The following is a 26,049-nucleotide window of genomic DNA, read 5'->3' as shown; positions in this document are numbered from 1 at the left end:
TTGAGTGGTTTTTTAGCAGTTCATTTAGCTCAAAAACTCAGATCAAAATCTATCCTCTATTCAGTTATTTACATCTTCTGTTAGAAGTGAAAATATAATAAGAAAAAGGAATTAATTATGAAAAAGTTGCTCTTTACACTTTCGCTTGTTATTAGCTTACCACTTTGTGCCTACCAAACCGAAACCCATACATTTAAGGGTAAACAAACCGCCATTGAGAAACCCGTTACGGTAACGTTACCGGATGGCTATCAAGAATCTAATAATTACAATGTTATTTATGTATTACATGGCTATAGCGGCAACCATACTGATTGGACAAAACTAACAGATATCGAAAAACTTGCCGATCAATATAACGTCATTATCGTTAATCCTGATGGAAACTTCGGCTCTTGGTATCTCGATTCTGACATCGACAAGAGTTCGCAATACGAAACTTACATCGCTGAAGATTTAGTCAATTATATAGACTCAACCTATTCGACCAATCGGTCTAAAAGTGGCCGTGCAATAACAGGTTTATCGATGGGGGGATTTGGTGCTTTGCATCTTGCCATTAATAACCAAACTCGTTTTGCCGCAGTATCGGGAATCTCGGCAGGTGTTGATGTAAGACCGTTTAGTGCTGAATTTGGCCTTGCAAAAGTATTGGGTGGCTATGCCGATAATCAAGAAAAGTGGGATAACATTGCCATTATTAATAACTTACATAAAATAGCTGCAGGTAACACAGCATGGAAAAAAGGCGCTGATACTCTCGCTATCATGCTCGATATAGGTGTAGATGACTTCTTTTTAGAGCAAAACCGAGCGCTGCACCAAGCTATGCTTAAGCTGCGAATTCGTCACGATTACATAGAGCGTCCGGGTTCTCACGATTGGCATTACTGGAATAAAGTAATCCCTTATCAGTTTCTGTTTTTAACAACTCATATGAGGCAATAAGATGATGTTGCAAAGACTGCTGTTTTTAATGGCGCTATTCTTTTTTGGATTTATTGGTTGGGTAATTTATTTAGCAAATACGGGGCAAAAATCACTGCTTTTTGATTTAGTTGCTGCAATTCCTTATGGCGATAAACTGGGCCATTTTTGCCTGTTTGGTTTGCTGACTTTATTCATTAACCTTGCGTTTAAATTTAAAACTATCAAAGTTGTTGGACATGAAATTTATTTAGCGGTGCTCATTGTTTCCACGTTCGTTGTATTAGAAGAATTTAGTCAATATTTTATGGCAACACGTACTTTAGATGTTTTCGATTTAATTGCAGATTTCTTAGGGATTGCTGTATTTAGCGCAACATCACTTTGGCTTAGTAAAAAGTTATACCCAGTTAAGCCCTAAACTTTCAGTCACTTGCTTGGTTTCGTCTATACTTATTGCAAAGCAAACAATTTAGTCGCGTATGAATCAAGAAACATCGGAATATTTATCTGATATTATCACTCTCTTATTAGATGCTGTTTGTGTTGTAGATTCGAAAGGTACTTTGCTTTTTGCAAATCCAGCCTTTGAATCTATTTTCGGATACGCACCAGAAGAGGCTATTAATAGACAGATGCTCGACTTTGTTTATCCAGAAGACAGAGCAAAAACAATTCAGGCTATCAACAAAATAGTGTCTAGCAATGATGATCCACGTTTTGAAAATCGTTGGGTAAGAAAAGATGGCAGAATAGTCCATGTTTTGTGGTCAGTTTATTGGTCAAAAGAAAAACACGTCAGAGTGGCAATCGCTTATGACATTACTGAGCAAAAAAAATTAGAACAAAAATTAATTTATATGGCAGGCCATGACTCACTAACCGATTTACCTAACCGTCATTATCTGACCACACAACTAGAAGAATCTTTGTCAATTGCGAATACCATTTCAACAGTAATTGGCGTGTTATTTATTGATATTGATGGCTTTAAGCAAGTTAATGATATCCATGGTCATGGAGCGGGCGATAAGCTGTTAAAAACAATTGCCATGCGTATTCGCCATGTATTGAAAAAAGGTGACTCAGTAGGCCGTTTAGGTGGAGATGAATTTGTCGTGGTATTGAAAAGCGTTAAGAATAAAAATGACGTGATAGAAGCCGTTGATAAGTTAAAAGCAGAAATCTGTAAACCACTTATCTATAATGATGCAGAGCTTATTTACTCGCCAAGTATTGGTGCTGTGTTATTTCCAGAACATTATGGCGATGCAGAGTATTTAATTCAGTGCGCTGACAAAGCCATGTATAACGCAAAGTACGCGGGTGGCAATCAGGTGGTGTTTTATAATGATACGATGACATTACCAGGTACAAAATCATAGTGTCACTTACAACTGAGCAGTTACCTTCAATTCCTACGATTCTTACTTATTTTAAACTTCACAGCACCTAGACAAAAGATATACCCTGATTATTCAACCTAATAATTTGTTTTCTAACTCATAACTATTGCGTGAAATGAAATATTAGTTAGCCTTGAATGATTCATTGAAGGAGTGAAACTATGTTTAAGCGAAAAATAATAACAACAACGGGTGCTTTGTTTAGCTCATCGCTGTTATTGGTCTCGGCAGCTCATGCCACAACACCTCAATACAAAGATCAACAAGCTTTGCATGATATTGCAAATGCAGTTTCAAAAACGCGTATAGAGCAAGATATACAAACGCTGGTTGATTTTGGTACTCGTCATACTCTCTCTGAGACGAAATCTGATACCCGCGGCATTGGTGCTGCACGACGTTGGATCAAGTCTGAATTTGAGGCAATTTCTAAAGCGTGCGGAAATTGCCTAGAAATCATCGAAGTAAAAGACACTATTTCCGGTGAAAAGCGTATTCCAAACCCGGTAGAGGTTGTCAATATTGTGGCTATTCAGCGAGGCCAAGTTGATGCAAATCGTATGGTTATGATGTCGGGTGATATTGACTCGAGAGTCTCTGATGTAATGGACTATACCTCGGACGCACCCGGTGCAAACGATAATGCATCCGGTGTAGCAGGTGTGCTTGAATCAGCGCGAGTTTTATCAAAGTATAAATTTAATGGCTCAATTGTTTATGCGGCCCTTTCTGGTGAGGAGCAAGGCTTGTTTGGCGGTAAAATTTTAGCTAAATACGCACAAGAGCATAATTGGCGTGTCCATGGCGTTTTAAACAACGACATGATTGGTAACTCAACGGGAATCAATGGCGTAACAGATAACACAACTGCACGTATCTTTTCTGAAGGCACCCGCGTTATCGAAACTAAAGAGCAAGCTCATAAACGCCGTTTTACCGGTGGTGAGGTTGATTCTGCAAGTCGTAACCTTGCGCGTTACATAGATACAATCGCAGACCGCTATATTGAAAACCTAGATCCTATGCTGGTATATCGCCTCGATCGTTTTGGCCGAGGAGGGCATCATCGTCCATTTAACGATGTAGGCTTTGCAGCTGTGCGTATTATGGAAACCAACGAAAATTATAACCAACAACACCAAGACTTACGTACTGAAAATGGTATTACCTACGGTGACACCATTGATCATGTTGATTTTGCTTATGCAGCGAAATTAACGTCACTAAATGCAGTGACGATGGCATCAATGGCATGGGCGCCTGCACCACCAACGGGGGTCAGTCTTTCAGGTGCTGTAAAGCCAAGTACAACCTTGGCGTGGCATGAAAGTGATGACCCAACTGTGGTTAGTTATAAAATCTATTGGCGTTATACCAGTGAGCCACAATGGCAATTTAGTCGTGATGTTGGCAAAGTCACCGAAGCAACACTGAAAAATATTGTTATCGATAACTACTATTTTGGTGTTGCTGCTGTGAACAAAGATGGAATTGAATCACCGGTTGTATTTCCTGGTGATGTTGGAGCATTTGAATGGCCAGACAAGTCACCTAAATAGCAATCGTTAAGTCATAGCGGACACCACCTAGTTCGCTATGGGCTGCCGTAATACGCCAATTATGGGCTTCGACAATTTGTTTTACTATCGCAAGCCCAATCCCTGATCCTGATTGCTTAACTGTATTTAAGTCTGGCACTCTATAAAGGTGGTCAAAAATCTTTGTTAAACTTTCATCGCTCACGCCAGGGGCTGAGTCTTCATAGCAGATTAAGAGCTGAGTTTGGCTTTGGCTAATCGTTAAATTAATCTTACCGGGCTGATGCGTGTACTTAAGCGAATTACTGATTAAGTTTGCAAATAACTGTGAAAGCCTTGTTGCATCACACTCTAATGTTAATTCATCGGCCATGTTTTGTGTGAATCCCACTTCAAATTGATCCAGCTGGATCACCATATCTGCGTGTAAACTTTGGAAATATGCAGCAGCATTAATTGCTGTTAGCTTGAGCTGAAAACTACTTTGCTCTAAAAGAGAGATTTTATTTAAATCAGCAACTAAGGTCGCCATGTCGGTGATTTTTTGGTTGAGCTTTTCGTAGGTAAGCTCATTAAATTGAGTAAGACCAGCTTGCAGAGTTTCAAGGTGTAAGCGCAACCCTGTTAATGGACCACTTAGTTCGTGGGCAACTTGTGATAATAACTTACTACGTTGGCTGATTTGTTTATCTAGATAATTCCGGCGTTGTTCAATCAGTTGTTTTCTTTGTTTTACTCTTAATAATGCAATGCCCATTACAGCTAAAAGCAAGCTAAATAATAAAATGCTGTATAAGATTGTTTGACGCTGTGAGGCTATGGCTTGGCTTTTTTCATGGTCTTGCAGTTTTAAATTTTGAATGGCCAAATCTCGGTCGCGAATAGCAATTGAGTTTTGTAACTCTGCTAAACGTTGATTGTAGTTGTTATGGGCAAAGTTTTTTTCAAGCTCCGTGATAGTGCGTTGATACGACAATGCTTGTTGATAATCAGCTTGCTGTTGTGCAACTGTAATTAGATGTTCAAGGGCAAGGATCTGCTTTTGCAGCCTATTTTTTTGATTACTTATTTGAAAGGCCTGCTGTGCATAATGTTTAGCTTGTTTAAGCTCAGTCGAGCCAATGTATAGTTTTGCTAATGTCAGTAACACATCAGTATATAAGTGATCGTCTTCTTTCAGTTCAGTGATTACTTGCTTTTCAATTGCTAATGCTTGATCAGCTTTATCAATTTCAAGCAAATTTATTGCAATATTATGCTTAGCCCAAGCGGTATTTCTTGTGCTGTTATAACTAGCAAATACTTGCTGAGCCTCTTGTGCGTATTCAAGTGCTTTAGTGTAATTGTGTAGCCCATATTCGCATTGTGATAACTTAACTAAGCTATGTCCGATATCTGAAAGTGACCCCGTTTGTCTATCAAAACTAAGCGCTGTAATAAACTCGCTCTTTGCTTTTTCGTATTGGTCTAAATCTAAATAACTTTGCGCAATCGAATAGGGTATGCCTGCTTGTAATGAAATAGACGGTGACATCTGCTGAACTAGCTCGCGGCGTTTTAGTTTATATTCCAGAGCAAGCGTTAACCGGTCTAACTGCTCAAGATTACGTGAGTAACCATGGTAGAGCATTTCTTTTTGCTTTAAGGTTAATTCGCGATTGTTGTCGTGAATATAAACCTCAAGCAAGTTCAAGGCGGCTTGATACTCACCAGCATTATGATAGGCACTGACAAGGCTCGCCACGGCGTCAATTTCATAATCGCTAAGTTGCAAACGCTGAAATAGCGCGACATTTTGTTGAGATAACGAAATTGCGGTTTCTAAGTCACTTTTTCTGTAGGCCAGTCGTGCTTTAGCAAGATACAACTCGCTGTATATAGGGGAGTCGTTTTTGTATTTTGGGCCTGCTTCAAGCTCATCTATGATAGTTTGCGCCTGCTGAAACTGCCCTAGCTGTATATGGACGTGAATTAATCTAACGTTAAAACTGATTCTTTCTGCAAGGCTTGCAGATTCTAAAAGTTGTTTATCGATACTTAATAAATACTCATATCGTTTTTGGTAATCACTGATTGCTCTGGCTTCGTCAATATGGTTTTGCAATGATGATGCAAAAGCACAGTTCATTGATAAGGCAAAATACAGAAAAACAGCGGCTTTAAGTTTCATAGTAGGGTTTATTATTTTTTTAAATCCCAACTAGTCTAGCATGTCATACTTTTAAATGGGAATGATTTGCTTTTATAGCTAAAAGGAATTGCATTATGCAATTATTCTTCTCGCAACTTGCGAATAATATTGGCTAGATTTTTATAACGCATTGTTAAAAGGCAATTTATTTTTTGGAATGGTTGCTGCTTTAAGTAATTACACACCCAAAGGAGAGTGTAATTATGAAAATTAACATACTCATTTACTTAACAGCGGCACTTGCTAACGGCTTGGTAAGTGCAGCACCATTTGAGCAGTGTCCAAGTAAAGCATTTTTAATTCAGGGTTCGCCCGCACAGATGTATGGTGTTGATTTAGTATCTGCGAAAACGACAGTGCTTGCAGCAGCAATGGATTTTGCAAGCGAAGCTAATAACGACAGTGTTAATGCGGTGGGTTTTAATTACCAAGACCAATACATGTATGGTTTTAGTAAGCAAGCCCCTAAAAGTGTGGTACGCATAAATAACCAATACAAGCTAGAGCGTTTAAATGTAAGCGGCTTACCAGATACGAACTTTTATGTGGGTGATATTTTAGTTGATGAGCAGCAAAAGAAGGCTGTGTATTACTTATATCATCCACGCTTTGGCCTTTACGCCATTAATTTAACAGCACAAAATGAACAATACCAAGCTGAATTAATTCCAGGCTCTGCTAACTGGAATCTCTCTATTTATGACTTTGCATTTCATCCGCACAGTACTCTTCTTTACGCTGTTGAATCAAACGGCGACTTATATGAGATCAACGTTGAAAATGGTGGCCCTGTTTTTATTACAAATCTCGACATTGCAGGTGATACAGGCGCCAATGGTGCAGCTTACTTTGATTTGCAAGGACAGTTTTATTTTAGTAACAATCGAAGCGGTAAAGTCCATAGGGTTAATTTAAACATCAGCCCTGTGTCGGGTTATACACCAACTGCGTCTGTGTTTACGTTGGGCCCTACATCTAACCAAAATGATGGGGCACGTTGTGCTATAGCAGAGGTAAAAGTTACAGATAACTCGATTGATTTTGGTGATGCGCCTAGACCTTATCAAACAACGTTAGAAGATAGCGGTGCAAGACACTTGTTCGATCCTAATGAAGACCAATCTAACCTTGTTTATCTCGGTGCAAGTGTTGATGGAGAAAACCTAAACACTGCCAGTGATCTTCTCCAGTCATCAGTAGATAGCTCTGACGATGGGGTCAAGTTTGTAACTGATTTTGTTGCCGGCTCAACAAGCCAAATTATTGTCACATCACCAAATGATAATGGCTATTTATATGCTTGGTTTGATTGGGACCAAAATTACCAGTTTGATGCAGACGAAATCACAGTGAGTAAATATCGCCTTAATCAAGGGGATAACAGTGTTCTTGTTGATGTACCAAGTAATGCTGTTATGGGGGCAACATGGGCACGTTTTCGGGTTACAGACGGTAGCGAAGCAAATCCAATAACTGCAACAGGCGGGGTTACAGGCGGAGAAGTTGAAGACTATCCTATTAATACCTACGGTAGTCTTGCTTACCCAAGTGAGAATGGCTGGGTAACTCTGGCTTATGAAGACCAATGGCCCTTCGCTGGTGATTATGACTTTAATGATTTGGTTATGAATTACCGTACAAAGTTGATTGATAAAGATGGACAAGCGCTTGGTTATAAAATAGAAGGAGATCTTGTAGGAATAGGTGCTACTTTTCATAACGGGTTTGCAGTTCGCCTTTATCAATCTAGCCCCAGTGGTATAAACAAACGCATTTTACGCAGTCAAATAGACCAAGCATCAATCAGTTTAATCATTAATGGCGAACAGCAAACACATACGATCCTTGAAGAAGGAACAGAAGACGCAATTTTTATTGTGATGCCAGATACATGGGCTTATGCAAGTAAAGATTCTAGCTGTAGTTTTTTCAGAACAGAAGCGGGTTGTAACATTAATAATAAAGTTAGCTTCACTTTAAGTGTGTCATTAAATACTTATATAGCGAGTGTTGATGCACCTAAATATACACTGGATCCATTTATTTTTGCGGCAGAAGGTCATTACCACGGTACTTTTTTAGATGGCTTGAATCCTCGCGGATGGGAGGTGCATATTAAAAACCAACCGCCGACAGAAAAATTTAATCAAAGCTTGTTTTCTTTAGTAGGCAGTGATGATGCAACTAATACTCAGTTTGGGTATTACTTCCAAACGCCATCTGGATTACCTTGGGCCATTGAAGTGGGGTCGTCATGGGCGCACCCAAAAGAAAGTGTTGATATAACCCAAGCCTATAGTGAGTTCCAAACATTTGCTGAATCTGATGGCAAAGAAAGTCCAATGTGGTTTAACAATGCAACAACATCTAAAGTGATTTCGGGAGCACAGTAGCCATGAAACATCTATTAATTACAATGATTTGTTTAATTCTTACAGCGTGTGGTGGTGGCGGTGAAGGTGATGCTGTTAATGAAAACTCAAATACTTTGGCAACATCGGCAACAACCGCCACTACAGAAAATGAAACAGCAACTGAAACAACAGTACAAACGGATACAATGACTGATTTAACTATTTCTCCAACGTTTGATTTGTCTAGTAAGGTGTTACTTTATGTTGATGTTGATATAAATATGGGCAATCCACGTGCGTATATAAATATCTGCCTTAAAGGTGAGGATAACAAAGCGGATTACTCCGAATGTTTGTTACGCTCTTCACTTGTCGAGAGTAAGTTGAATTCGGATATTATGCTTGCAAACTCAGCGGTTGAGCTAGTGGCTGAGATATGGTTTTACGATGGCCAACATGAACCAATGCGCTATTTTTGGCACTTTGATGCTTCGCAAGAGTCTCAACGGTTTGCGATTCGTTAAACTAAGTGATCGTTTAAGGCTGTTTAGAAGTTTAATAGTAATTAGGTGAATACAATATTTTCAATAGCTTGAGGAGTTAATATGCAATATCTACAAGATGTACTTAACCAAGTAAAGGAAGCAAATGCAAACGAACCTGAGTTTTTCCAAGCTGTAGAAGAGGTATTTCACTCGCTAGAACAGGTTGTGCAAGACGGGTCCGATTTTCAAAAACAGGCAATATTAGAGCGATTAGTTGAACCTGAAAGGCAAATTATTTTTCGAGTACCTTGGCATGATGATAAGGGCAACCTTAGAGTAAACCGTGGATATCGAGTCGAATTTAGTTCATCACTTGGCCCCTACAAAGGCGGTTTGCGATTTCATCCAAGCGTGAATCTGAGTGTCATTAAGTTCTTAGGTTTTGAGCAAGTTCTTAAAAATGCACTAACAGGGTTACCTTTAGGTGGAGCGAAGGGTGGCTCAGACTTTGATCCTAAAGGTAAAAGCGACAATGAGATCATGCGCTTTTGTCAGTCATTTATGACTGAGCTTTACCGTCACATTGGCGAAAATACAGATGTACCAGCCGGTGATATCGGGGTTGCTGGTCGGGAGATTGGTTACTTATTTGGCCAGTACAAACGAATCACCAATCAGTTTCAAGGTGTGTTGACAGGCAAACCTGAAATAATGGCGGGATCTGCTTTGCGAACAGAAGCGACTGGCTACGGAGTAGCGTATTTTTTAAGTGCTATGCTTGATGCCAAAAATGACTCATTACGTGGTAAACGTTGTTTAGTATCAGGCGCTGGTAATGTGGCGCTCTATTTAATGGAAAAACTAGCGCAGCATGACGCGGTTGTGCTTACCTGTAGTGATTCGCAAGGCACCCTATACTGCAAAGATGGATTAGATGTTGAGTTAGTCAAACACCTAAAACAAGAAAAAGGTGCGAAGCTTCGTGATTATTTAAATGAACACCCAGATGCTGAATTTACCCCTGTAAATCAGTACCCGAGTGATGCCCATCAAGTGTGGCAATATGAGGCTGATATTGCTTTACCATGTGCAACACAGAACGAAATAACTCAAAAGGATGCAAAAGCACTTGTTTCAAACGGCTGTATGACCGTGTGTGAGGGCGCTAATATGCCAACGACTGCAGACGCACTTGCTGTCTTTAAAGAGCATGATGTTTACCTAGGGCCGAGTAAGGCTGCAAACGCTGGTGGAGTTGCGACCAGCCAATTTGAAATGGCTCAGAATGCCAGTATGCAGAAATGGCGCCCACAGCAGGTCGATGAAAAACTTCAACAAGTTATGAAAGAAATTTTTGATCGAGTATCATCAACTGCAAAACAATACGACCATGAAGGTGATTTATTGTTAGGGGCTAATGTTTCAGGGTTTGAACGTGTTTCACAGGCTATGATCAAACAAGGCGCTGTTTGATATCACACACTGCTAGCGCAAACCTTAAAATAGTTAACCATAACTCCACCAAATAGTGGATAGGGCGTTAGAGCTCAATAGTACTGCAAATAAGTTAAATTGAATTAAACGAGTTAAAGCTCAGCATGGCTGAGCTTTAATACTGAATGCTTACGAAAATGCGTTTTCTTTAAGAAGCTCTTGCATTTGCTCGCGCATTTTAAATTTCTGCAATTTACCAGTTACAGTCATAGGGTATTCTTCAACGAAGCGAATGTGCTTTGGTACTTTAAAATAGGCCAGCTTATCTTGTAGGAAATCACGTATAGCATTTTCATCAAGCACTGCGTCATCTTTAGGTTGGATCCACGCACAAACTTCTTCTCCATACTTTTCATCACTTATACCAAAAATAGCGGCATCTTGAATACCCGGGTAACTATAAAGCACTTCTTCTATTTCGCGAGGGTATATATTCTCACCGCCACGGATGATCATATCTTTAATACGACCAACAATAGCAACAAAGCCTTCTTCATCCATTACACCTAAATCACCGGAGTGTAACCAACCTTCGTTATCTATGGTGGCATTGGTTTTCTCTTCATCATTCCAATAACATCGCATAATGCCTGCACCACGGCTGCAAACTTCACCAGGAACACCGATTTGTTGAATATCCCCAACTTCATTAATAATTTTAACTTCTGTATGTGCTAGTGCACGCCCTACAGTCGTCACTTGCTTTTCAAGAGGTGAGTCAGTTTCAGTTACATTGTTGATAGGGCTACACTCAGTTTGACCATAGCCTATTACTACTTCTTGCATATGCATTAATGAGTGAACTTTACGCATCACTTGTTCTGGACATGTCGAACCGGCCATGACGCCTGTTCGTAAGCTTGAAAGGTCATAACTGCTAAACTCTTTTAGTTCAAGTTCAGCGATAAACATGGTAGGAACACCATGTAAACCCGTGCAGCGCTCTTTTTCTACCACCTCTAGTGTTGTTTTAGGGTCAAAAGAATCTCCTGGGAAAACAGCTGTAGCCCCTTTACTTATACAAACCAAGTTGCCTAGTACCATACCAAAGCAATGGTACAAGGGCACGGGGATACACAACTTATCTTGATGAGTAAGCTTCATCGCTTCGGCCATTAAAAAGCCATTATTAAGAATGTTCTTATGGGATAAAGTGGCTCCCTTGGGGTTACCCGTGGTACCTGAAGTAAATTGAATATTTATATCCTGATCGCAATGCAAAGTGGCAGCGATAGCATCAAGCTCAAGTTTATGGGCATCTGTAGGGCGTTCCATTACATCAGTAAAGCTATACATACCAGGAGATTTTTTGTCGCCAATTCGAATAATATTTTTTAAATGCGGTAATTTTTTTAGGTTTAATCCATCTGCAGGTAAATGGCTTAATTCAGGTGCAAGTTCATTAAGCATTTCAATATAGTTACTAGACTTAAATTGACTTGCAGTGATCAACGTTGAACATTCAACACTATTTAACGCGTACTCTAATTCACTCGGACGGTAAGCGGGGTTAATACAGACCATAATGGCACCAATTTTCGCTGTTGCGAATTGGGTTAGACACCACTCAATATTATTTGGTGACCAAATACCAACTCTGTCTCCAGGTTTAACCCCTAATGATAATAACCCCATTGCTAATTGGTTAATTTGTTGTTGGTATTCTTTGTAGGTAAGACGAATATGTTGATGATGAACCACAATAGCAGGGTGGTTGGGGTAATTGTCGACAATATTATCAAGATACTGACCAATAGTCTGTTCGATTAAGGGTACATCGGTGCAACCTTTAAAATAGCTTTTCGAAAGTGGAAGATTATTGTTTGGTGTGTTCTTTGTCTGCATTGTTTTCTCCGTGTCCGGCTAGTTAGTTGTCATGGACTTGATGCAATGCGTAATGAGGTAATCAAAAACTTGATTCTCAAAACGTGCGTTCATATCTAACTAAACACAGATTGTCGACAAAGAAAAGTTTTTTAAGACTAATGTATATGTTGGTTTATTATGAGTAATACTTAATGGGCAATAAAAAACGTGCCGTAGCACGTTTTATTGGAAGTTATTGTTCGTCTTGTTTGTAGGTTTTGCGCATAAGGTAAACGTAGGCGCTAATAAAAGCATTTTCTTGAAATTTCTTTAACCCAGTATCTTCGAAATCAATAGGAATTGGATTACGTTTAAGTTGCTCTTTAATTGTCGTTGCACTAAAAATTTGTACATCTAACTCGTCAATAAGCTGAATAGCAGTTTCCATTTTAAACCCTTTAGCACTGCCAGCAAATTTACCTTTTGGTTGACGCTCTTTAATTGCAACAGAGTCAATTTGGTAATCTTGCATCAACTTCCTAAAATCAAACTGAAACTTACGCATTACTTCAGTGTCATTGCCATCACCTAAAGTGAAGCGTGTTTGTCTGACATCACGGATATCAAATACGTCATTGTCTTTGGTTAAAATACACAGTAGTACATCACTACCCGTAATTTCTACACCGCATGTTCTCATGGTCATTCTCTAAATAACTTAATTTGCGCAATTATAGCAAGTAACGTCATGAAAAACAGTTGCTTTAAAAATGAATTTTTATAGCAATTGCGCTGTGGTCACTGACACTGATGTCTTCAGTTGATTGTGTAGGGTTTAAATGCGCTGCATAGCTTTCATATTCCAGCAGTTTAACCTTAGACATCTGGCAGTCAGGATTAAAGTGAGCAGAGGCCAATATATAATCAAGTACATTCCCTTTACCATGAAAGTAATGACTAAACGGTTTTTCTTGTTGCTGATGAAATGATGCACTGAACTCATAGCTATCTGTTAACCCAACAACGGGTTCATTGTGCTCAATGCAGGGTTCACAGCGGGTAGGGTGAAAGCCTTGTGTCATAAACGAAAGGGTTGGGCTGGTAAGTGAATCATTAAAATCCCCCATTACTAGCGTGGCGCATTGCTTTTCTCGTTGAGTTTTTAAGGCATCATAGTAAACAATCGATGCCTCTAGTGAACGAGATATCTGTGATTGCATAGCCCCAACTGTTTGGTGTAGTAGTTGTAAGAGTGGATCTTCAAGATTATGAATATTTAATATATGTGCCATAGACTGCACACGTTGTGATTTAAAATGCACAACATAACAGCATACATCGCCAAACTCAGGGAATGAAAACAAGCATTTTATTGGAGTACGGTTAAATTTAAATTCATTTTGATTATTTAAGTACTCAAGCATCTCTGGGCATGGGCTTAATGCTTCAGCTTTTTTAAATGGAAACTTACTGGCGATTGCAACAATTGGGTTAAATAAAACTTGTGGGTATAGGGCATCTTGAGAAGGAGAATCCACAGTTTTAAAATAGTCGTAGCCCGCTTCTTTGCACTGTACCTCTAAAGCATGAGCGCTAAACACTTCTTGAAAAGCAACAACATCGGCGTTTGTAGTTGATAAAAAGTCAGCGACAAATTGTTGTTTTTGTTGCCATTGAGTATTGTTGTAACGCTCGTGTAACTGATAAAAGGAATAGGGCGGCGCAGTATAATTTAGCAAGTTTAACGTAGCAAACTTGAGCGTATGCATGTGTGGCATTATGGTAACCTTCGAAGTACAGACCTCCTAATTATGAAATGAGTTAAGTAATTGTCAATTTGCTCGCATAACTACTTGTATTTAAGTGCTTGAGCAGCGACAATGGCCGCTTGTATTTGCGAAGACTCAGTAAATACATGCTTAATTAGCAATGCTTATTCGTAAAAGCGTTGCAGAGTTATTCAATTTTTTTAAAAAATACTACATGTGATGCATTGTAGGCATCACCACTGTATAAGGATTTATAATGCCAGTTATTACCCTCCCTGACGGCAGTCAGCGTAGTTTTGAAAACCCAGTAAGTACTTATGATGTTGCAAGCGATATCGGTCCAGGTTTAGCTAAAGCAACCATCGCTGGACGTGTTAATGGCACACGTGTAGATGCATGTGACTTAATTACTGAAGATGCGCGTTTAGAAATTATCACAGCAAAAGATGAAGACGGCTTAGAGATTATTCGTCACTCTTGTGCGCACCTTATTGGTCATGCAGTTAAGCAACTTTTCCCTGAAGCGAAAATGGCTATCGGTCCAACCATTGATAACGGTTTTTACTACGATATCGATATGGATCATTCTTTAAGCCAAGATGATTTAGATGCAATTGAAAAGCGTATGCTTGAACTTGCTAAAACAAACTACGATGTGGTTAAAAAGACCGTAAGCTGGCAAGAAGCGCGTGATACATTTGAAGCACGCGGTGAAACTTACAAGATGGAAATCCTAGACGAGAACATTGCAAAAGATGACCGTCCTGGTTTATACCATCACGAAGAATACATCGACATGTGTCGTGGTCCACACGTACCAAACATGAAGTTCTGCCAACATTTCAAAATTATGAAAGTGGCAGGTGCATATTGGCGCGGTGATTCAGAAAACAAAATGCTGCAACGTATTTACGGCACAGCATGGGCGGATAAAAAGCAACTTAAAGCATATTTAAAACGCTTAGAAGAAGCTGAAAAGCGTGACCACCGTCGTATTGGTAAAGCACTTGACTTATGGCACTGGCAAGAAGAAGCGCCAGGTATGGTGTTTTGGCATAACGATGGCTGGAGCATTTACCGTGAGCTAGAAGACTTTGTTCGTGAAAAATTACGTGAGTATGATTACGAAGAAGTAAAAGGCCCATTGATGATGGACCGTGGTTTATGGGAAAAATCAGGCCACTGGGATAAATACGCAGATGCAATGTTCACAACTGAATCTGAAAAGCGTGAATATGCAATTAAACCAATGAACTGCCCAGGTCACGTACAAATCTTTAATCAAGGTTTAAAATCGTACCGTGATCTACCATTACGTATGGCTGAGTTTGGTTGTTGTCATCGTAATGAACCATCAGGCGCTTTACACGGTTTAATGCGTGTACGTGGCTTTACCCAAGATGATGCACATATCTTCTGTACAGAAGAGCAAATCATGGATGAAGTATCATCATGTATCAAAATGGTTTACGATACATACGAGACGTTTGGTTTTGAGAAGATTGTTGTAAAACTATCAACTCGTCCAGAAAAACGTATCGGTGAAGACGCAATGTGGGATAAAGCTGAGTTAGCGTTAGCCGATGCATTAAAAGCGAACAACATTGAATTTGATTACCTACCAGGTGAAGGCGCATTCTATGGCCCTAAAATCGAATTCACGCTTTATGATTGCTTAGACCGCGCTTGGCAATGTGGTACTGTACAGCTAGACTTTGCATTACCAGGCCGTTTAGGTGCGACTTATGTTGCAGAAAACAACGAACGTCGTACACCAGTGATGATTCACCGTGCTATATTAGGCTCGATTGAGCGTTTTATCGGCATTCTAACTGAAGAATACGCTGGATTGTTCCCAACATGGCTTGCACCAAAGCAAGTTGTGATTATGAACATCACCGATAAACAAGCTGATTATGTGCAAGAAATTGTACAAAAATTAAATAAACTTGGAATTAGAGCCGCTGCTGACTTGAGAAATGAGAAGATTGGCTTTAAAATCCGTGAACATACGTTAAAACGTATTCCATATTTACTTGTTGTTGGCGATAAAGAAGTTGAACAACAAGAAGTGGCAGTACGCACTCGCACAGGTGAAGACCTAGGCAAATTTAGTGTTGATGATTTCATTGCAAAAGTAAGCGAAGAAATTAAAAATCGACAATAAATCATGAGCGTGTAGGGCAAAACAAACAGCCAACTACACGCTTTTTATTTTATATTCTTGGAGGATCGTACCATTAGAGGCGGCAAGAAAGGGCAACAAACAGCTCAAAAAAATCGTATCAACGAAGATATTACAGCTAAAGAAGTTCGTTTAATTGGCATCGACGGCGAGCAAGCTGGCATCGTGTCATTAAAAGAGGCGCAAGCTATCGCTGATGATGCGGGTGTAGATCTTGTAGAAATCAGTCCTAATGCTGAGCCACCTGTTTGTAAGGTTATGGACTACGGTAAGTTCATCTTTGAAAAAAGCAAAGAACTAAAAGAACAAAAGAAAAAGCAAAAGCAGATCCAGGTTAAAGAAATCAAGTTCCGTCCAGGTACGGATGAAGGTGACTACCAGGTTAAGCTTCGCAACTTGCGTAAGTTCTTAGAAGCGGGTGATAAAGCTAAAATCACCATCCGTTTCCGTGGTCGTGAAATGGCTCACCAAGAAATTGGTATTGAATTATTAAACCGTGTTAAAGCCGATTTAGAAGATGTTTCACAAGTTGAATCATTCCCTAATCGTGTTGAAGGTCGTCAAATGGTTATGATGATGGCCCCTATTGCTAAAAAGCAATAAACAGGTTATATTACGCACCGATTTTATTTCAGGTCTGCAAGTAACAGTTTACTGTTCACCTGAAATAACCGGTTTAAAGTAAGGTTGCAAAGCAATAGCAATGAACCTTCACCGGATTATGGCAGTAAGTTAGGCCTTATAAAGTAGAGCTATTTTATATATCTCTCGCCTGCTTGCTAATGTTTTAAGCAATACATTTGGAGTTATTGCAATGGCTTATAAGCTAAAAACTCACAGAGGCGCGGCTAAGCGTTTCAAGAAAACTGCTTCAGGCGGTTTCAAGCGTAAACAAGCGCATCTTCGTCACATTCTGACTAAGAAAACTTCTAAGCGTAAATTACACTTACGTCCTAAGATGATGGTTCATAAGAATGACCATGGTCTAGTTTCACGTATGTTACCATTCGCTTAATAGGAGTCTTCAGAAATGGCAAGAGTTAAACGCGGTGTTATCGCACGTGCACGTCACAAAAAAGTTTTAAAACAAGCTAAAGGTTACTACGGAGCACGTTCACGTGTTTACCGCGTAGCTTTCCAGGCAGTTACTAAAGCGGGTCAATACGCTTACCGTGACCGTCGTGCTAAGAAACGTACTTTCCGTCAACTTTGGATTGCACGTATCAATGCAGCAGCTCGTCAAAACGGTCTTTCATACAGCCGTTTTATCAATGGTCTTAAAAAGACATCTGTAGAAATCGATCGTAAGATCCTTGCAGATATCGCTGTTTACGACCAAGTTGCATTCGCAGCGCTTGTTGCAAAAGCAAAAGAAGGCCTAGCGGCTTAATTTCGCTTTTAATACAGTTTAAAAAGGAGCCTAGTGCTCCTTTTTTTGATCCTAAAAATCACTCATTACTTCATTATAGATGCTAGCTAGCATGTCATTTGCTCCATTTTTTTGTTGAATCACCGCAGTTTACGCAATCCATAATAATTAGTTGGTATAATTTCAGGTATTAGAATAAGTTCCGCACTTGAGAGTGATATGTTTGCGAGTTTAGTGTTTTTATCTGCTGTAGTAACGTTAGACAGCCACTTACCCCCATTAATGCCATGGCACGGAAACAGTGTGTCATTACTACAAGAAAAAGGGCCATTAACGACAGAGTTCGAGTTAAGTGATGGTACTTTGTCTCCTAATTATGATGAGACAATGGCATTTGTTGACCGTTTAGTTGCTGCTAACCCAACTCAATTTAAATTAAAGACCATCGCTACTAGTAGTGCAGGTCGTGCAGTGAAAATGTTAGTCGCAAATGAGCAGGGGTTATTTGATGCAGAGCAGCTAGTTGCAGACACTAAACCTACGATTTTTATTCAAGCGGGCATTCATAGTGGCGAGATTGACGGCAAAGATGCCATGTTTATGCTGCTACGCGATATTGCCACGGGTAAACGTCGCGATATCTTGAGCAAAGTTAATATTCTGTTTATACCGATTTTAAACGTAGACGGTCACGAGCGTAGTAGTCAATATAACCGTATTAATCAGCGTGGCCCAGTAGAAATGGGTTTTAGAACAAACGGTCTAAATTTAAACTTGAATCGTGATTACACAAAGCTTGATACCCCAGAAGTTCGTGGTGTGATGAAGGTGATCAATCAGTTTAAGCCAGATTTATACGTTGATGTTCATGTAACCGATGGTGCTGATTATCAATACGATGTCACGTATGGCTATAACCCTGTATTTTCAAGTGAATCACCAAGTGTGTCTGAGGCATTAGATAATCTGTTTAGGCCTGTAATAGATGCGAAGCTTGAAAAGGCAGGGCACATACCAGGACCTCTTGTGTTTGTGATGGATAAGCGCGAATTTAAGAAAGGGCTAGCTGGCTGGGTTGCCACACCACGCTTTTCAAACGGCTGGGGTGACTTGCGTTCATTACCGACGATTTTGGTTGAGAACCATTCATTAAAGCCCTATAAGCAGCGTGTATTAGGTACTTATGTTTTCATTGATGGTGCAATTGATGCCTTAGCTGCAAACGATAAAGCACTAAATGAGGCGGTTAGAAAAGAGCTTGATTTCAAACCAACGCAATTAGTTGTTGAACGTGGATATGCAAAACAACCAGACACTATTGAATTTAAAGGAATTGCGTACAGTCGTTCTGAAAGTGCTCTTTCTGGTCAATCTGAGGTTAAGTATTTAGGTCAGCCTAAAGACTATGACGCGTTACCTATTTTTTGGCAAAAAGAAGTTAAAAAGACTGTTAATGTGCCAAGCGCGTTTTACATTCCACCAGCGTACAGTCACATTATTGAAAAGTTAAAGTTGCATGGTATTAAGGTTGATAAAGTTACTGAAAACGTATCTGTACCGTTAACTCAAGCAATTGTGAAAGATTACAGCTTTGCCAAAGCGCCTTTTGAGGGACGTTTTAGGGTTGATGCTAGCTTTGATTATACCAAAGTAGACAACCTAAATATGTTAGGTTGGTATAAAGTATCGACTGAGCAACCATACTCTGAACTTGCTACTCACTTACTGCACCCAGAAGCGCCAGATTCATTCTTTGCTTGGGGAGACTTCAATACTATTTTTCAGCGGACTGAGTATGTTGAAAATTATGCATTGATGCCTTACGCAAGACAGATGCTTAAAGAAAAGCCTGCCTTGGCGTTAGAGTTTGACCAAAAAATACGTGAGGACAAGCAGTTTGCAAATGACCCACAAGCGCGCCTAGATTGGCTTTATGAGCGTACGCCATTTTATGATCAAGCTTATTTAAAATACCCAATTCTTATGAGCTTTTAGCAATCTGAACAAGGACAGTAATATGAAAGTAGTGACAGTTCCGGTGACTGGTTTTGCACAAAATTGTCGTATTATAATTTGCACCGAGAGTAATCAAGCTGCATTAATTGATCCCGGCGGTGATAAAGAAAAACTTATCACTGAGCTGACGAAATTAAAATGTAAACTGGTTGCGGTATATCTTACTCATGGGCATTTAGATCATGTTGGCGCCGCTAAAGAACTAGCTGAGCATTATAATGTTGAAATTATCGGCCCGCATATTGATGATCAATTTTGGTTTGATGCACTTCCTATGCAAGCACAAATGTTCGGTTTTAATGCTATCGAACCATTTTATCCTACAAAGTGGTTATGCCACGGCGATACGATAGAAGTGGGTCAACTATCGCTTTCTGTTCGCCACTGCCCAGGACATACACCAGGCCATGTTGTGTTTTACCATGAACAGTCACAGCAGGTAGTTGTCGGCGACGTAATTTTCCAAGGTTCAATTGGACGTACTGACTTCCCTAAGGGTAATAGCAGTCAGTTAATTGAATCTATTCAGTCACAAATACTTACGCTGACTGATGATGTTGTTATCTTAGCGGGTCATGGTCCAAACACTACGGTAGGCCATGAGCGAAAAACAAACCCTTTTATCAGTGGTAAGTATGGCTAAAATTGCAATTTCATTGCATAAGTAGTAGAAAATAAGCAGACTGTTTTTTAAATCAGTTATATAATTTAACCCATAATCTTAAAGAAAAAGAAATAAAATGTCTCTTAACCAAGTAGATCGCCAAATTTTGGCATTATTACAGCAAGATGCTAGCTTATCAACGGCAGAGATTGCCGATAAAGTTGGTTTGTCTCAATCGCCATGTTGGCGTCGTATTGCTAAGCTTGAGCAAGATGGCTACATCAAAGGTAAAGTTGCTTTGCTTGATGAGAAAAAGCTTGGCTTTGATATGTTAGTCTATGCCCATGTTCGTTTATCAAATCACGGCAGAACAAACTTAGCTGAGTTTGAACGATTAATTATGAGCTACGACGAAGTCACTGAGTGTTACAGTATGGCTGGCACAATGGACTTTATGCTTCGTATTATCTCTAAAGGTATTGAAGGCTATGAGCAATTTGTTCGCGATAACCTGTTAAACCTAGAGTTTGTACAAGAAGTTCATTCTAATGTCACTATGACGTGTGTTAAACGTAGTACGTCTTTACCACTTTAGTTTTTATTTACTACGATTGATAACAGTTAAAAACGGTTAGTACTTAACAGTACTGACCGTTTTGTTGTTAATAATTGTTAACTTTTCTGCTTTTTGCTAGAATTGCGCGCCTTGCCGAAACGTATTCACTACAAAGAGGAACTTAATGTTTAACTTACTCAGCAAAGCGCCAAGCTCTGCTAAAAATGATATTTTATCTGGCTTGACGGTCGCACTGGCATTGGTGCCTGAAGCTGTTGCATTCGCTTTTGTTGCTAATGTAGAGCCTTTAGTCGGTTTGTATGCTGCCTTTATTGTTGGTTTGATCACCGCTATTTTTGGTGGCCGTCCAGGTATGATTTCTGGTGCTACCGGCGCATTAGCCGTTGTAATGGTAAGTTTAGTATTAGATCACGGAGTTGAATATTTATTTGCGACCGTGCTTTTAATGGGCATTCTGCAGGTCTTAGCGGGTGTCTTTAAACTTGGTAAATTTATTCGCATGGTTCCGCATCCCGTTATGCTCGGCTTTGTTAATGGTCTAGCTATTGTTATTTTCTTAGCACAATTAGGTCAGTTCAAAGTACCTGATGGCATGGGAGGGCAGCAGTGGATGGAAGGTCAAGCCTTGTATATTATGCTTGGCTTAGTGGCACTTACAATGGCAATTATCCATTTTTTACCTAAACTGACTACGGCTGTGCCTTCTTCATTAGTTGCAATTGTCACAGTTACAGGATTGGTAATTGGTTTTGACTTAGAAGCGCGTACCGTTCTTGATTTCTTAAAAGGTATGACGGGTAATGAGCAAGCAACTATTGCCGGTGGTTTACCACAATTCCACATCCCTATGGTGCCATTTAACCTAGAAACATTAAAAATTATTTTCCCTTATGCGCTTGTTCTTGCGGCAATTGGTTTAATCGAGTCATTACTAACATTAACCTTAATTGACGAAATAACAGAAACACGTGGTCACAGTAACAAAGAGTGTATCGGTCAAGGTGCTGCGAATATTACCTGCGGTTTCTTTGGAGCGATGGGCGGTTGTGCGATGATCGGTCAGTCAATGATTAATATTAACTCTGGTGGTCGTTCACGTTTATCTGGTATCAGTGCTGCATTATTGCTGCTAGCGTTTATTATTTTCGCTGCAAGTCTAATTGAAATGATCCCACTGGCTGCACTTGTCGGTGTTATGTTTATGGTTGTTCTTGGTACGTTTGAATGGGCAAGCTTTAAGATGATGAAGCGTGTGCCTAAGTCTGATGCCTTTGTGATTGTTCTTGTATCGGGTGTAACGGTAGTTACTGACCTTGCTATTGCGGTATGTGTTGGTGTTATTGTATCGGCACTGGTATTTGCTTGGCAGCATGCAAAACATATTTACACAAACAATTATATTGATGAGCAAGGCTCAAAAGTATACGAACTTCATGGTCCATTATTCTTTGGTTCAGTGAAAAACTTCGCTGAGTTATTTGATGTTAAAAATGACCCTGAGGATGTGATCATCGAATTTAAGCATAGCCGAGTAGCAGATCACAGTGCGATTGAGGCAATTGATAACTTAGCAGATAAATATGCTAAAACGGGCAAGAAATTGCACTTACGCCACTTGAGCCCTGATTGTATCCAACTTCTGCATAATGCGCGTGATTTAGTTGAAGTAAACGTGATCGAGGATCCGCATTATAAGGTAGCTTCTGATAAGTTAGCTTAAATAGACAATGTTTAAAAAGCGAAGGCGGCTGTCGTCTTCGCTTTTTTTATACCTGAATTATGCGTTAAGGCTATAAAAAATTAAGATAGGCGGCAGTGCTTTGTATAACAGTCTATCGGTATAATAACTATAAGTTTGTAAGGTAACTTGATATTTTGAATTGGCAATCATTAGTTGATAATCGACAACGTTTTTTCTGGGTTTTGCAAATTGCAGGCTGGATAGGGTATGCGTTAGTTAATTACATCGGCTCTAAAGTATTTGAAATGCGTGATATTTACGTGTTTGTCATTGTATTAAATGCTTATGCTGGTTGTTTAATGACAGTGCCTTTACGCTACATGTATCGCAAAGTGTGGAATGCTTCGCCTTGGGTACTCATGTTAGTAGTATTTGGTGCCTCTTATTTAACGGGCACACTTTGGGCTGTAGTACAAAAATTTAATTTATGGGAGATATATCGCCATGGTTATCGCCCAAATGAGTGGTTTTATTACTTTCAGCAAGGTTTAGATTCAGTCTATATTATCCTTTGTTGGAGTGGATTATATTTTGGTATTAAGTATTACCAGTTATTGCAAAGTGAACGTCAAAAGGCTTTAAAAGCGACAACAATGGCTCACGAAGCACAACTTAAGATGCTACGCTATCAGCTTAATCCGCACTTTTTATTTAATACGCTTAATGCAATCTCTACACTTATTTTGGTTAAAGAGAATAAAGATGCTAATTTAATGGTGTCTAAATTAAGTGATTTCTTGCGTTATACACTCAATACAGATCCAATTAAAAAAGTTCCATTAGAGCAAGAAATTCATGCATTAATGCTGTACTTAGAAATTGAAAAAGTACGCTTTGATGAGCGTTTACAAATTAACGTTGATGTAAGCGAACAAGCAAAAAAAGCCTTAGTACCAAGTTTAATTCTCCAGCCGTTGATAGAAAACGCCATTAAGTATGCGATAGCACAACTCAACGAGGGCGGGGTCATTGATATTAAGGCACAAGTTTTTGCAAATGAATTATTATTGGAAGTAGGCGATAATGGTCCTGGCACTGAGCTTAAAAATGGTCAGCTTGTTAATTCTCAAGGGGTTGGTATAGCTAACACTCAGGATCGATTAAAAACACTTTATGAGAACAACTACTCGTTTGTTCTCTCTGACAATACGCCAAGTGGATTAAAAGTAAATCTGCGCGTTCCGTTTGAAAAGGCTGTTAAGAAATGAGCAAAATTAGAACTTTGATCGTTGATGATGAACCGCTTGCAAGGAAAGGCTTAGCCGTTCGACTTTCTGAATTTGAAGACATAGAAGTAATTCGTTTATGTAGCAATGGTCAAGAAGCAATAGATGAGTGCTTATCAGGGAATATAGAACTGGTATTCTTAGATATTCAAATGCCAAATATGAATGGTTTTGAAGTGGCCCGCGCTTTAAGCGAAAGTGTTAATCCATTGCCTGCCATTGTGTTTGTAACTGCGTTTGATCAGTTTGCGGTAAAAGCATTCGAGATTCATGCATTGGATTATATTCTTAAACCAGTCGATGACAACAGACTAAAACAGGCGGTAGAAAAAGTGCATACTTATTTAAAAACACAGCAAGATAACGCCCATAAGAAGAAACTAGCAAGCTTTGTGGCTGGTATTACTGGCAACAATTGTGAAGAAATTTTGAAAAAGCTTGCGACAGGCGATAGCCTTGCAGATCGTCGTTATCCTGAATCACTGGCAGTAAAAGAGCAGGGCGAAATTGTTCGTGTTCCTGTTGTTACAATTCAATGGGTTGATGCTGCAGGTGACTATATGTGTTTACATTGCCAAGATGGCCAAACTCATATCTTACGTAAAACCATGAAAGAGCTAGAGCAAGAGTTAGATCCGCAACTGTTTGTTCGTGTTCACCGCAGTGCTATTGTTAACACCAAACAAATTAGTAAACTCGTCACTCAGGTGAGTGGGGAGTACTTGTTAGTTCTCGATAATGGGCAAGAGTTAAAAGTTAGCCGCAGCTATCGTGACAAAGTAAAAGCTGCACTAGCAAGTTAATAAGCTTTCATAATAAGTTAAAGATAAAAAAGGCGCAATCAATGCGCCTTTTTTTAATCAGTGATTGCAACAGTTTAAACTGTCACAATCTTCATTGTATTGGTAGCACCAATAGTTTCCATCGCATCACCGTGCGTTAAAATCACAGTATCTCCGGTGCTTAAAGAACCAAGTTCTACTAATGTATTGAGTGCTTCGCGAACCATATTTTCATCTTCACACTTAGTTGAATCAAAAAACACAGGGTAAACACCGCGATACAATGCAGTTTGACCTAAAGTGCTAGCGTGACGTGATAATGAGTAAATTGGTAAGCCAGAACTAATGCGCGACATTAACTTAGCTGTGCTACCTGATTCAGTCAGTGTCACAATCGCTTTTACAGAATCAAGATGGTTTGCTGCATACATAGCAGACAGTGCAATTGATTCAGCATTAGATGAAAAGCGGCTGTCTAAACGGTGCTTAGAAACGTGAGTTTCTTTTTGAGACTCAGCACCTAAACATACGCGGGCCATAGTAGCAACGGTTTCTTCAGGGTAGTCACCAGCTGCTGTTTCAGCAGATAACATTACTGCATCAGTGCCATCTAGAACCGCATTTGCAACGTCCATAACCTCAGCGCGTGTTGGCATCGGGTTATCAATCATTGATTCCATCATTTGCGTTGCTGTTACCACAGTACGGTTTAGTGAACGTGCGCGGCTAATAATTAGCTTTTGTTTACCAACAAGGGCAGCATCACCAATCTCAACACCAAGATCGCCACGAGCAACCATAACAGCATCAGAAGCAAGTACGATATCATCAACTGCTTCAACTGTTTCTACAGCTTCTGCACGTTCGATTTTGGCAAGAAGCTGCGCGTTAGAACCAGCAGCTTCTGCTAATGAGCGAACATAGCGCATGTCATCGCCACTACGTGGGAATGATACTGCAATATAATCAACACCAATTTCTGTGGCTGTGATTAAATCTTCTTTGTCTTTATCTGTAAATGCCGGAGCCGTAAGACCACCACCTAAGCGGTTGATACCTTTATTGTTAGAAAGTACACCACCCACAGTTACTGTGGTGTGAACTAAATGACCATCTACGCTATCAACAGTCAGTTGGATAAGGCCGTCATTTAATAACAGTAAGTCACCTGATTTAACATCGTTTGGTAACTCTTTATAATCGATACCTACAGCATTTACATCGCCTTGGCCTTTTTCCATTTTTGCATCTAAGGTAAATTTAGCGCCAACTGCTAAGTTTACTTTACCGTCTTTAAACGTAGATACGCGGATTTTTGGGCCTTGTAAATCAGCAAGAATTGCAATGTGCTTGCCTAAACGCTTTGCAATATCGCGAACTGCTTGTGCGCGGTCTTTGTGATCTTGTGCTACGCCGTGTGAGAAGTTCAAACGAACCACATTTGCACCTGCACGAATGATTTTTTCTAAGTTGTTATCGCGATCGGTTGCCGGCCCAAGTGTCGCAACAATTTTAGTGCGTCTTAGCATCAAATTCTCCTGTGCGCTTAAAAATATTAAGCGAATTGATGGTTATCTAT

General features: G+C 39.7%; 22 protein-coding genes. 17 read left to right on the top strand and 5 right to left on the bottom strand.

What is annotated here, in order from left to right:
• Positions 1-117: 117 nt before the first annotated feature.
• The 4 genes from ACSFVZ_RS02560 (at position 118) to ACSFVZ_RS02545 (ending at position 3,892) form a co-directional block, all read left to right on the top strand.
• Entirely contained in the window at positions 118-948 is an 831-nt protein-coding gene (locus ACSFVZ_RS02560; RefSeq protein ID WP_435558019.1) for an alpha/beta hydrolase, read from the top strand.
• Position 949: 1 nt separating this feature from the next.
• On the top strand, positions 950-1,348 hold the full coding sequence (locus tag ACSFVZ_RS02555; protein ID WP_435558018.1) for a VanZ family protein: 399 nt from the start codon (positions 950-952) through the stop codon (positions 1,346-1,348).
• A 61-nt stretch (positions 1,349-1,409) separates the two neighbouring features.
• The gene (locus ACSFVZ_RS02550; protein WP_435558017.1) at positions 1,410-2,312 is read left to right on the top strand and encodes a PAS domain S-box protein; all 903 of its coding nucleotides are present in this window, start codon (positions 1,410-1,412) and stop codon (positions 2,310-2,312) included.
• Between the two features lie 182 nt (positions 2,313-2,494).
• Positions 2,495-3,892 (top strand): M28 family peptidase, encoded by a 1,398-nt coding sequence (locus ACSFVZ_RS02545; RefSeq protein ID WP_435558016.1) that lies wholly within the window; start codon positions 2,495-2,497, stop codon positions 3,890-3,892.
• On the opposite strand, the gene ACSFVZ_RS02540 is transcribed toward ACSFVZ_RS02545, so the two are convergent.
• Positions 3,885-6,041 carry an ATP-binding protein gene (locus ACSFVZ_RS02540; RefSeq protein ID WP_435558015.1) on the bottom strand — a complete coding sequence of 719 codons (2,157 nt, stop codon included), beginning with the start codon at positions 6,039-6,041 and terminating at the stop codon, positions 3,885-3,887. The genes ACSFVZ_RS02545 and ACSFVZ_RS02540 overlap by 8 nt on opposite strands.
• A gap of 224 nt (positions 6,042-6,265) precedes the next feature.
• Between ACSFVZ_RS02540 and ACSFVZ_RS02535 the strand changes: the two genes are divergently transcribed.
• The 3 genes from ACSFVZ_RS02535 to gdhA all read left to right on the top strand — a co-directional run bounded on the left by ACSFVZ_RS02535 (position 6,266) and on the right by gdhA (position 10,374).
• Positions 6,266-8,455 carry an LruC domain-containing protein gene (locus tag ACSFVZ_RS02535; protein WP_435558014.1) on the top strand — a complete coding sequence of 730 codons (2,190 nt, stop codon included), beginning with the start codon at positions 6,266-6,268 and terminating at the stop codon, positions 8,453-8,455.
• Between the two features lie 2 nt (positions 8,456-8,457).
• Positions 8,458-8,940, top strand: coding sequence for a hypothetical protein (locus tag ACSFVZ_RS02530; RefSeq protein ID WP_199526550.1), 483 nt, complete (start codon positions 8,458-8,460; stop codon positions 8,938-8,940).
• An 81-nt stretch (positions 8,941-9,021) separates the two neighbouring features.
• The gene (gdhA, locus tag ACSFVZ_RS02525; RefSeq protein ID WP_235382174.1) at positions 9,022-10,374 is read left to right on the top strand and encodes an NADP-specific glutamate dehydrogenase; all 1,353 of its coding nucleotides are present in this window, start codon (positions 9,022-9,024) and stop codon (positions 10,372-10,374) included.
• 150 nt (positions 10,375-10,524) lie between these two features.
• Here gdhA and ACSFVZ_RS02520 read toward each other — a convergent pair whose 3' ends face one another.
• From ACSFVZ_RS02520 to ACSFVZ_RS02510, 3 genes are all read right to left on the bottom strand, one after another.
• Positions 10,525-12,240 (bottom strand): AMP-binding protein, encoded by a 1,716-nt coding sequence (locus ACSFVZ_RS02520; RefSeq protein ID WP_435558013.1) that lies wholly within the window; start codon positions 12,238-12,240, stop codon positions 10,525-10,527.
• 214 nt (positions 12,241-12,454) lie between these two features.
• Positions 12,455-12,901, bottom strand: a complete 447-nt coding sequence (locus ACSFVZ_RS02515) for a DUF3010 family protein (RefSeq protein WP_135924387.1) — start codon at positions 12,899-12,901, stop codon at positions 12,455-12,457.
• Positions 12,902-12,965: 64 nt separating this feature from the next.
• Positions 12,966-13,979: an endonuclease/exonuclease/phosphatase family protein gene (locus tag ACSFVZ_RS02510; RefSeq protein ID WP_435558012.1), complete on the bottom strand. Its 1,014-nt coding sequence runs from the start codon at positions 13,977-13,979 to the stop codon at positions 12,966-12,968.
• Between the two features lie 247 nt (positions 13,980-14,226).
• On the opposite strand from ACSFVZ_RS02510, the gene thrS reads away from it, so the two are divergent.
• The 10 genes from thrS to ACSFVZ_RS02460 all read left to right on the top strand — a co-directional run bounded on the left by thrS (position 14,227) and on the right by ACSFVZ_RS02460 (position 24,491).
• The gene (gene thrS / locus ACSFVZ_RS02505; protein WP_135924389.1) at positions 14,227-16,137 is read left to right on the top strand and encodes a threonine--tRNA ligase; all 1,911 of its coding nucleotides are present in this window, start codon (positions 14,227-14,229) and stop codon (positions 16,135-16,137) included.
• A 57-nt stretch (positions 16,138-16,194) separates the two neighbouring features.
• Complete coding sequence (infC, locus tag ACSFVZ_RS02500) at positions 16,195-16,758, top strand: translation initiation factor IF-3 (protein ID WP_082389338.1); 564 nt, start codon at positions 16,195-16,197, stop codon at positions 16,756-16,758.
• 211 nt (positions 16,759-16,969) lie between these two features.
• Complete coding sequence (gene rpmI / locus ACSFVZ_RS02495) at positions 16,970-17,170, top strand: 50S ribosomal protein L35 (protein WP_054554888.1); 201 nt, start codon at positions 16,970-16,972, stop codon at positions 17,168-17,170.
• Positions 17,171-17,185: 15 nt separating this feature from the next.
• Positions 17,186-17,545: a 50S ribosomal protein L20 gene (gene rplT / locus ACSFVZ_RS02490; RefSeq protein WP_036968189.1), complete on the top strand. Its 360-nt coding sequence runs from the start codon at positions 17,186-17,188 to the stop codon at positions 17,543-17,545.
• A gap of 198 nt (positions 17,546-17,743) precedes the next feature.
• The gene (locus ACSFVZ_RS02485) at positions 17,744-19,519 is read left to right on the top strand and encodes a M14 family metallopeptidase (RefSeq protein WP_435558011.1); all 1,776 of its coding nucleotides are present in this window, start codon (positions 17,744-17,746) and stop codon (positions 19,517-19,519) included.
• Positions 19,520-19,541: 22 nt separating this feature from the next.
• Positions 19,542-20,183 carry an MBL fold metallo-hydrolase gene (locus tag ACSFVZ_RS02480; RefSeq protein WP_435558010.1) on the top strand — a complete coding sequence of 214 codons (642 nt, stop codon included), beginning with the start codon at positions 19,542-19,544 and terminating at the stop codon, positions 20,181-20,183.
• 97 nt (positions 20,184-20,280) lie between these two features.
• Entirely contained in the window at positions 20,281-20,739 is a 459-nt protein-coding gene (locus tag ACSFVZ_RS02475; RefSeq protein ID WP_036968198.1) for an Lrp/AsnC family transcriptional regulator, read from the top strand.
• Between the two features lie 145 nt (positions 20,740-20,884).
• The gene (locus tag ACSFVZ_RS02470; protein WP_135924392.1) at positions 20,885-22,441 is read left to right on the top strand and encodes a SulP family inorganic anion transporter; all 1,557 of its coding nucleotides are present in this window, start codon (positions 20,885-20,887) and stop codon (positions 22,439-22,441) included.
• A gap of 155 nt (positions 22,442-22,596) precedes the next feature.
• Positions 22,597-23,670 (top strand): sensor histidine kinase, encoded by a 1,074-nt coding sequence (locus ACSFVZ_RS02465; RefSeq protein ID WP_135924393.1) that lies wholly within the window; start codon positions 22,597-22,599, stop codon positions 23,668-23,670.
• Positions 23,667-24,491, top strand: coding sequence for a LytR/AlgR family response regulator transcription factor (locus tag ACSFVZ_RS02460; RefSeq protein ID WP_135924394.1), 825 nt, complete (start codon positions 23,667-23,669; stop codon positions 24,489-24,491). Before ACSFVZ_RS02465 ends, ACSFVZ_RS02460 begins: the two co-directional genes overlap by 4 nt.
• 74 nt (positions 24,492-24,565) lie before the next feature.
• Here the strand turns inward: ACSFVZ_RS02460 and pyk are convergent, their stop codons facing one another.
• Positions 24,566-25,999: a pyruvate kinase gene (pyk, locus tag ACSFVZ_RS02455; protein ID WP_135924395.1), complete on the bottom strand. Its 1,434-nt coding sequence runs from the start codon at positions 25,997-25,999 to the stop codon at positions 24,566-24,568.
• Positions 26,000-26,049 lie beyond the last annotated feature (50 nt).

The sequence above is a fragment of the Pseudoalteromonas nanhaiensis genome (assembly GCF_051235485.1).
Taxonomy (GTDB): Bacteria; Pseudomonadota; Gammaproteobacteria; order Enterobacterales; family Alteromonadaceae; genus Pseudoalteromonas; species Pseudoalteromonas lipolytica_C.
Note: the sequence above shows the minus strand (reverse complement) of the source record. Positions and strands in the feature narration are given on the sequence as shown.

Excerpts from the sequence above, each read along its gene's own strand:
- rplT (WP_036968189.1), top strand. The coding sequence starts at position 17,186 with ATGGCAAGAGTTAAACGCGGTGTTATCGCACGTGCACGTCACAAAAAA.
- ACSFVZ_RS02535 (WP_435558014.1), top strand. The coding sequence starts at position 6,266 with ATGAAAATTAACATACTCATTTACTTAACAGCGGCACTTGCTAACGGC.
- ACSFVZ_RS02480 (WP_435558010.1), top strand. The coding sequence starts at position 19,542 with ATGAAAGTAGTGACAGTTCCGGTGACTGGTTTTGCACAAAATTGTCGT.
- pyk (WP_135924395.1), bottom strand. The coding sequence starts at position 25,999 with ATGCTAAGACGCACTAAAATTGTTGCGACACTTGGGCCGGCAACCGAT.
- ACSFVZ_RS02540 (WP_435558015.1), bottom strand. The coding sequence starts at position 6,041 with ATGAAACTTAAAGCCGCTGTTTTTCTGTATTTTGCCTTATCAATGAAC.
- ACSFVZ_RS02510 (WP_435558012.1), bottom strand. The coding sequence starts at position 13,979 with ATGCCACACATGCATACGCTCAAGTTTGCTACGTTAAACTTGCTAAAT.
- ACSFVZ_RS02555 (WP_435558018.1), top strand. The coding sequence starts at position 950 with ATGATGTTGCAAAGACTGCTGTTTTTAATGGCGCTATTCTTTTTTGGA.
- ACSFVZ_RS02530 (WP_199526550.1), top strand. The coding sequence starts at position 8,458 with ATGAAACATCTATTAATTACAATGATTTGTTTAATTCTTACAGCGTGT.
- ACSFVZ_RS02470 (WP_135924392.1), top strand. The coding sequence starts at position 20,885 with ATGTTTAACTTACTCAGCAAAGCGCCAAGCTCTGCTAAAAATGATATT.
- ACSFVZ_RS02515 (WP_135924387.1), bottom strand. The coding sequence starts at position 12,901 with ATGAGAACATGCGGTGTAGAAATTACGGGTAGTGATGTACTACTGTGT.
- thrS (WP_135924389.1), top strand. The coding sequence starts at position 14,227 with ATGCCAGTTATTACCCTCCCTGACGGCAGTCAGCGTAGTTTTGAAAAC.
- ACSFVZ_RS02550 (WP_435558017.1), top strand. The coding sequence starts at position 1,410 with ATGAATCAAGAAACATCGGAATATTTATCTGATATTATCACTCTCTTA.
- ACSFVZ_RS02485 (WP_435558011.1), top strand. The coding sequence starts at position 17,744 with ATGTTTGCGAGTTTAGTGTTTTTATCTGCTGTAGTAACGTTAGACAGC.
- ACSFVZ_RS02475 (WP_036968198.1), top strand. The coding sequence starts at position 20,281 with ATGTCTCTTAACCAAGTAGATCGCCAAATTTTGGCATTATTACAGCAA.
- ACSFVZ_RS02560 (WP_435558019.1), top strand. The coding sequence starts at position 118 with ATGAAAAAGTTGCTCTTTACACTTTCGCTTGTTATTAGCTTACCACTT.
- ACSFVZ_RS02520 (WP_435558013.1), bottom strand. The coding sequence starts at position 12,240 with ATGCAGACAAAGAACACACCAAACAATAATCTTCCACTTTCGAAAAGC.
- ACSFVZ_RS02545 (WP_435558016.1), top strand. The coding sequence starts at position 2,495 with ATGTTTAAGCGAAAAATAATAACAACAACGGGTGCTTTGTTTAGCTCA.
- gdhA (WP_235382174.1), top strand. The coding sequence starts at position 9,022 with ATGCAATATCTACAAGATGTACTTAACCAAGTAAAGGAAGCAAATGCA.
- ACSFVZ_RS02460 (WP_135924394.1), top strand. The coding sequence starts at position 23,667 with ATGAGCAAAATTAGAACTTTGATCGTTGATGATGAACCGCTTGCAAGG.
- rpmI (WP_054554888.1), top strand. The coding sequence starts at position 16,970 with ATGGCTTATAAGCTAAAAACTCACAGAGGCGCGGCTAAGCGTTTCAAG.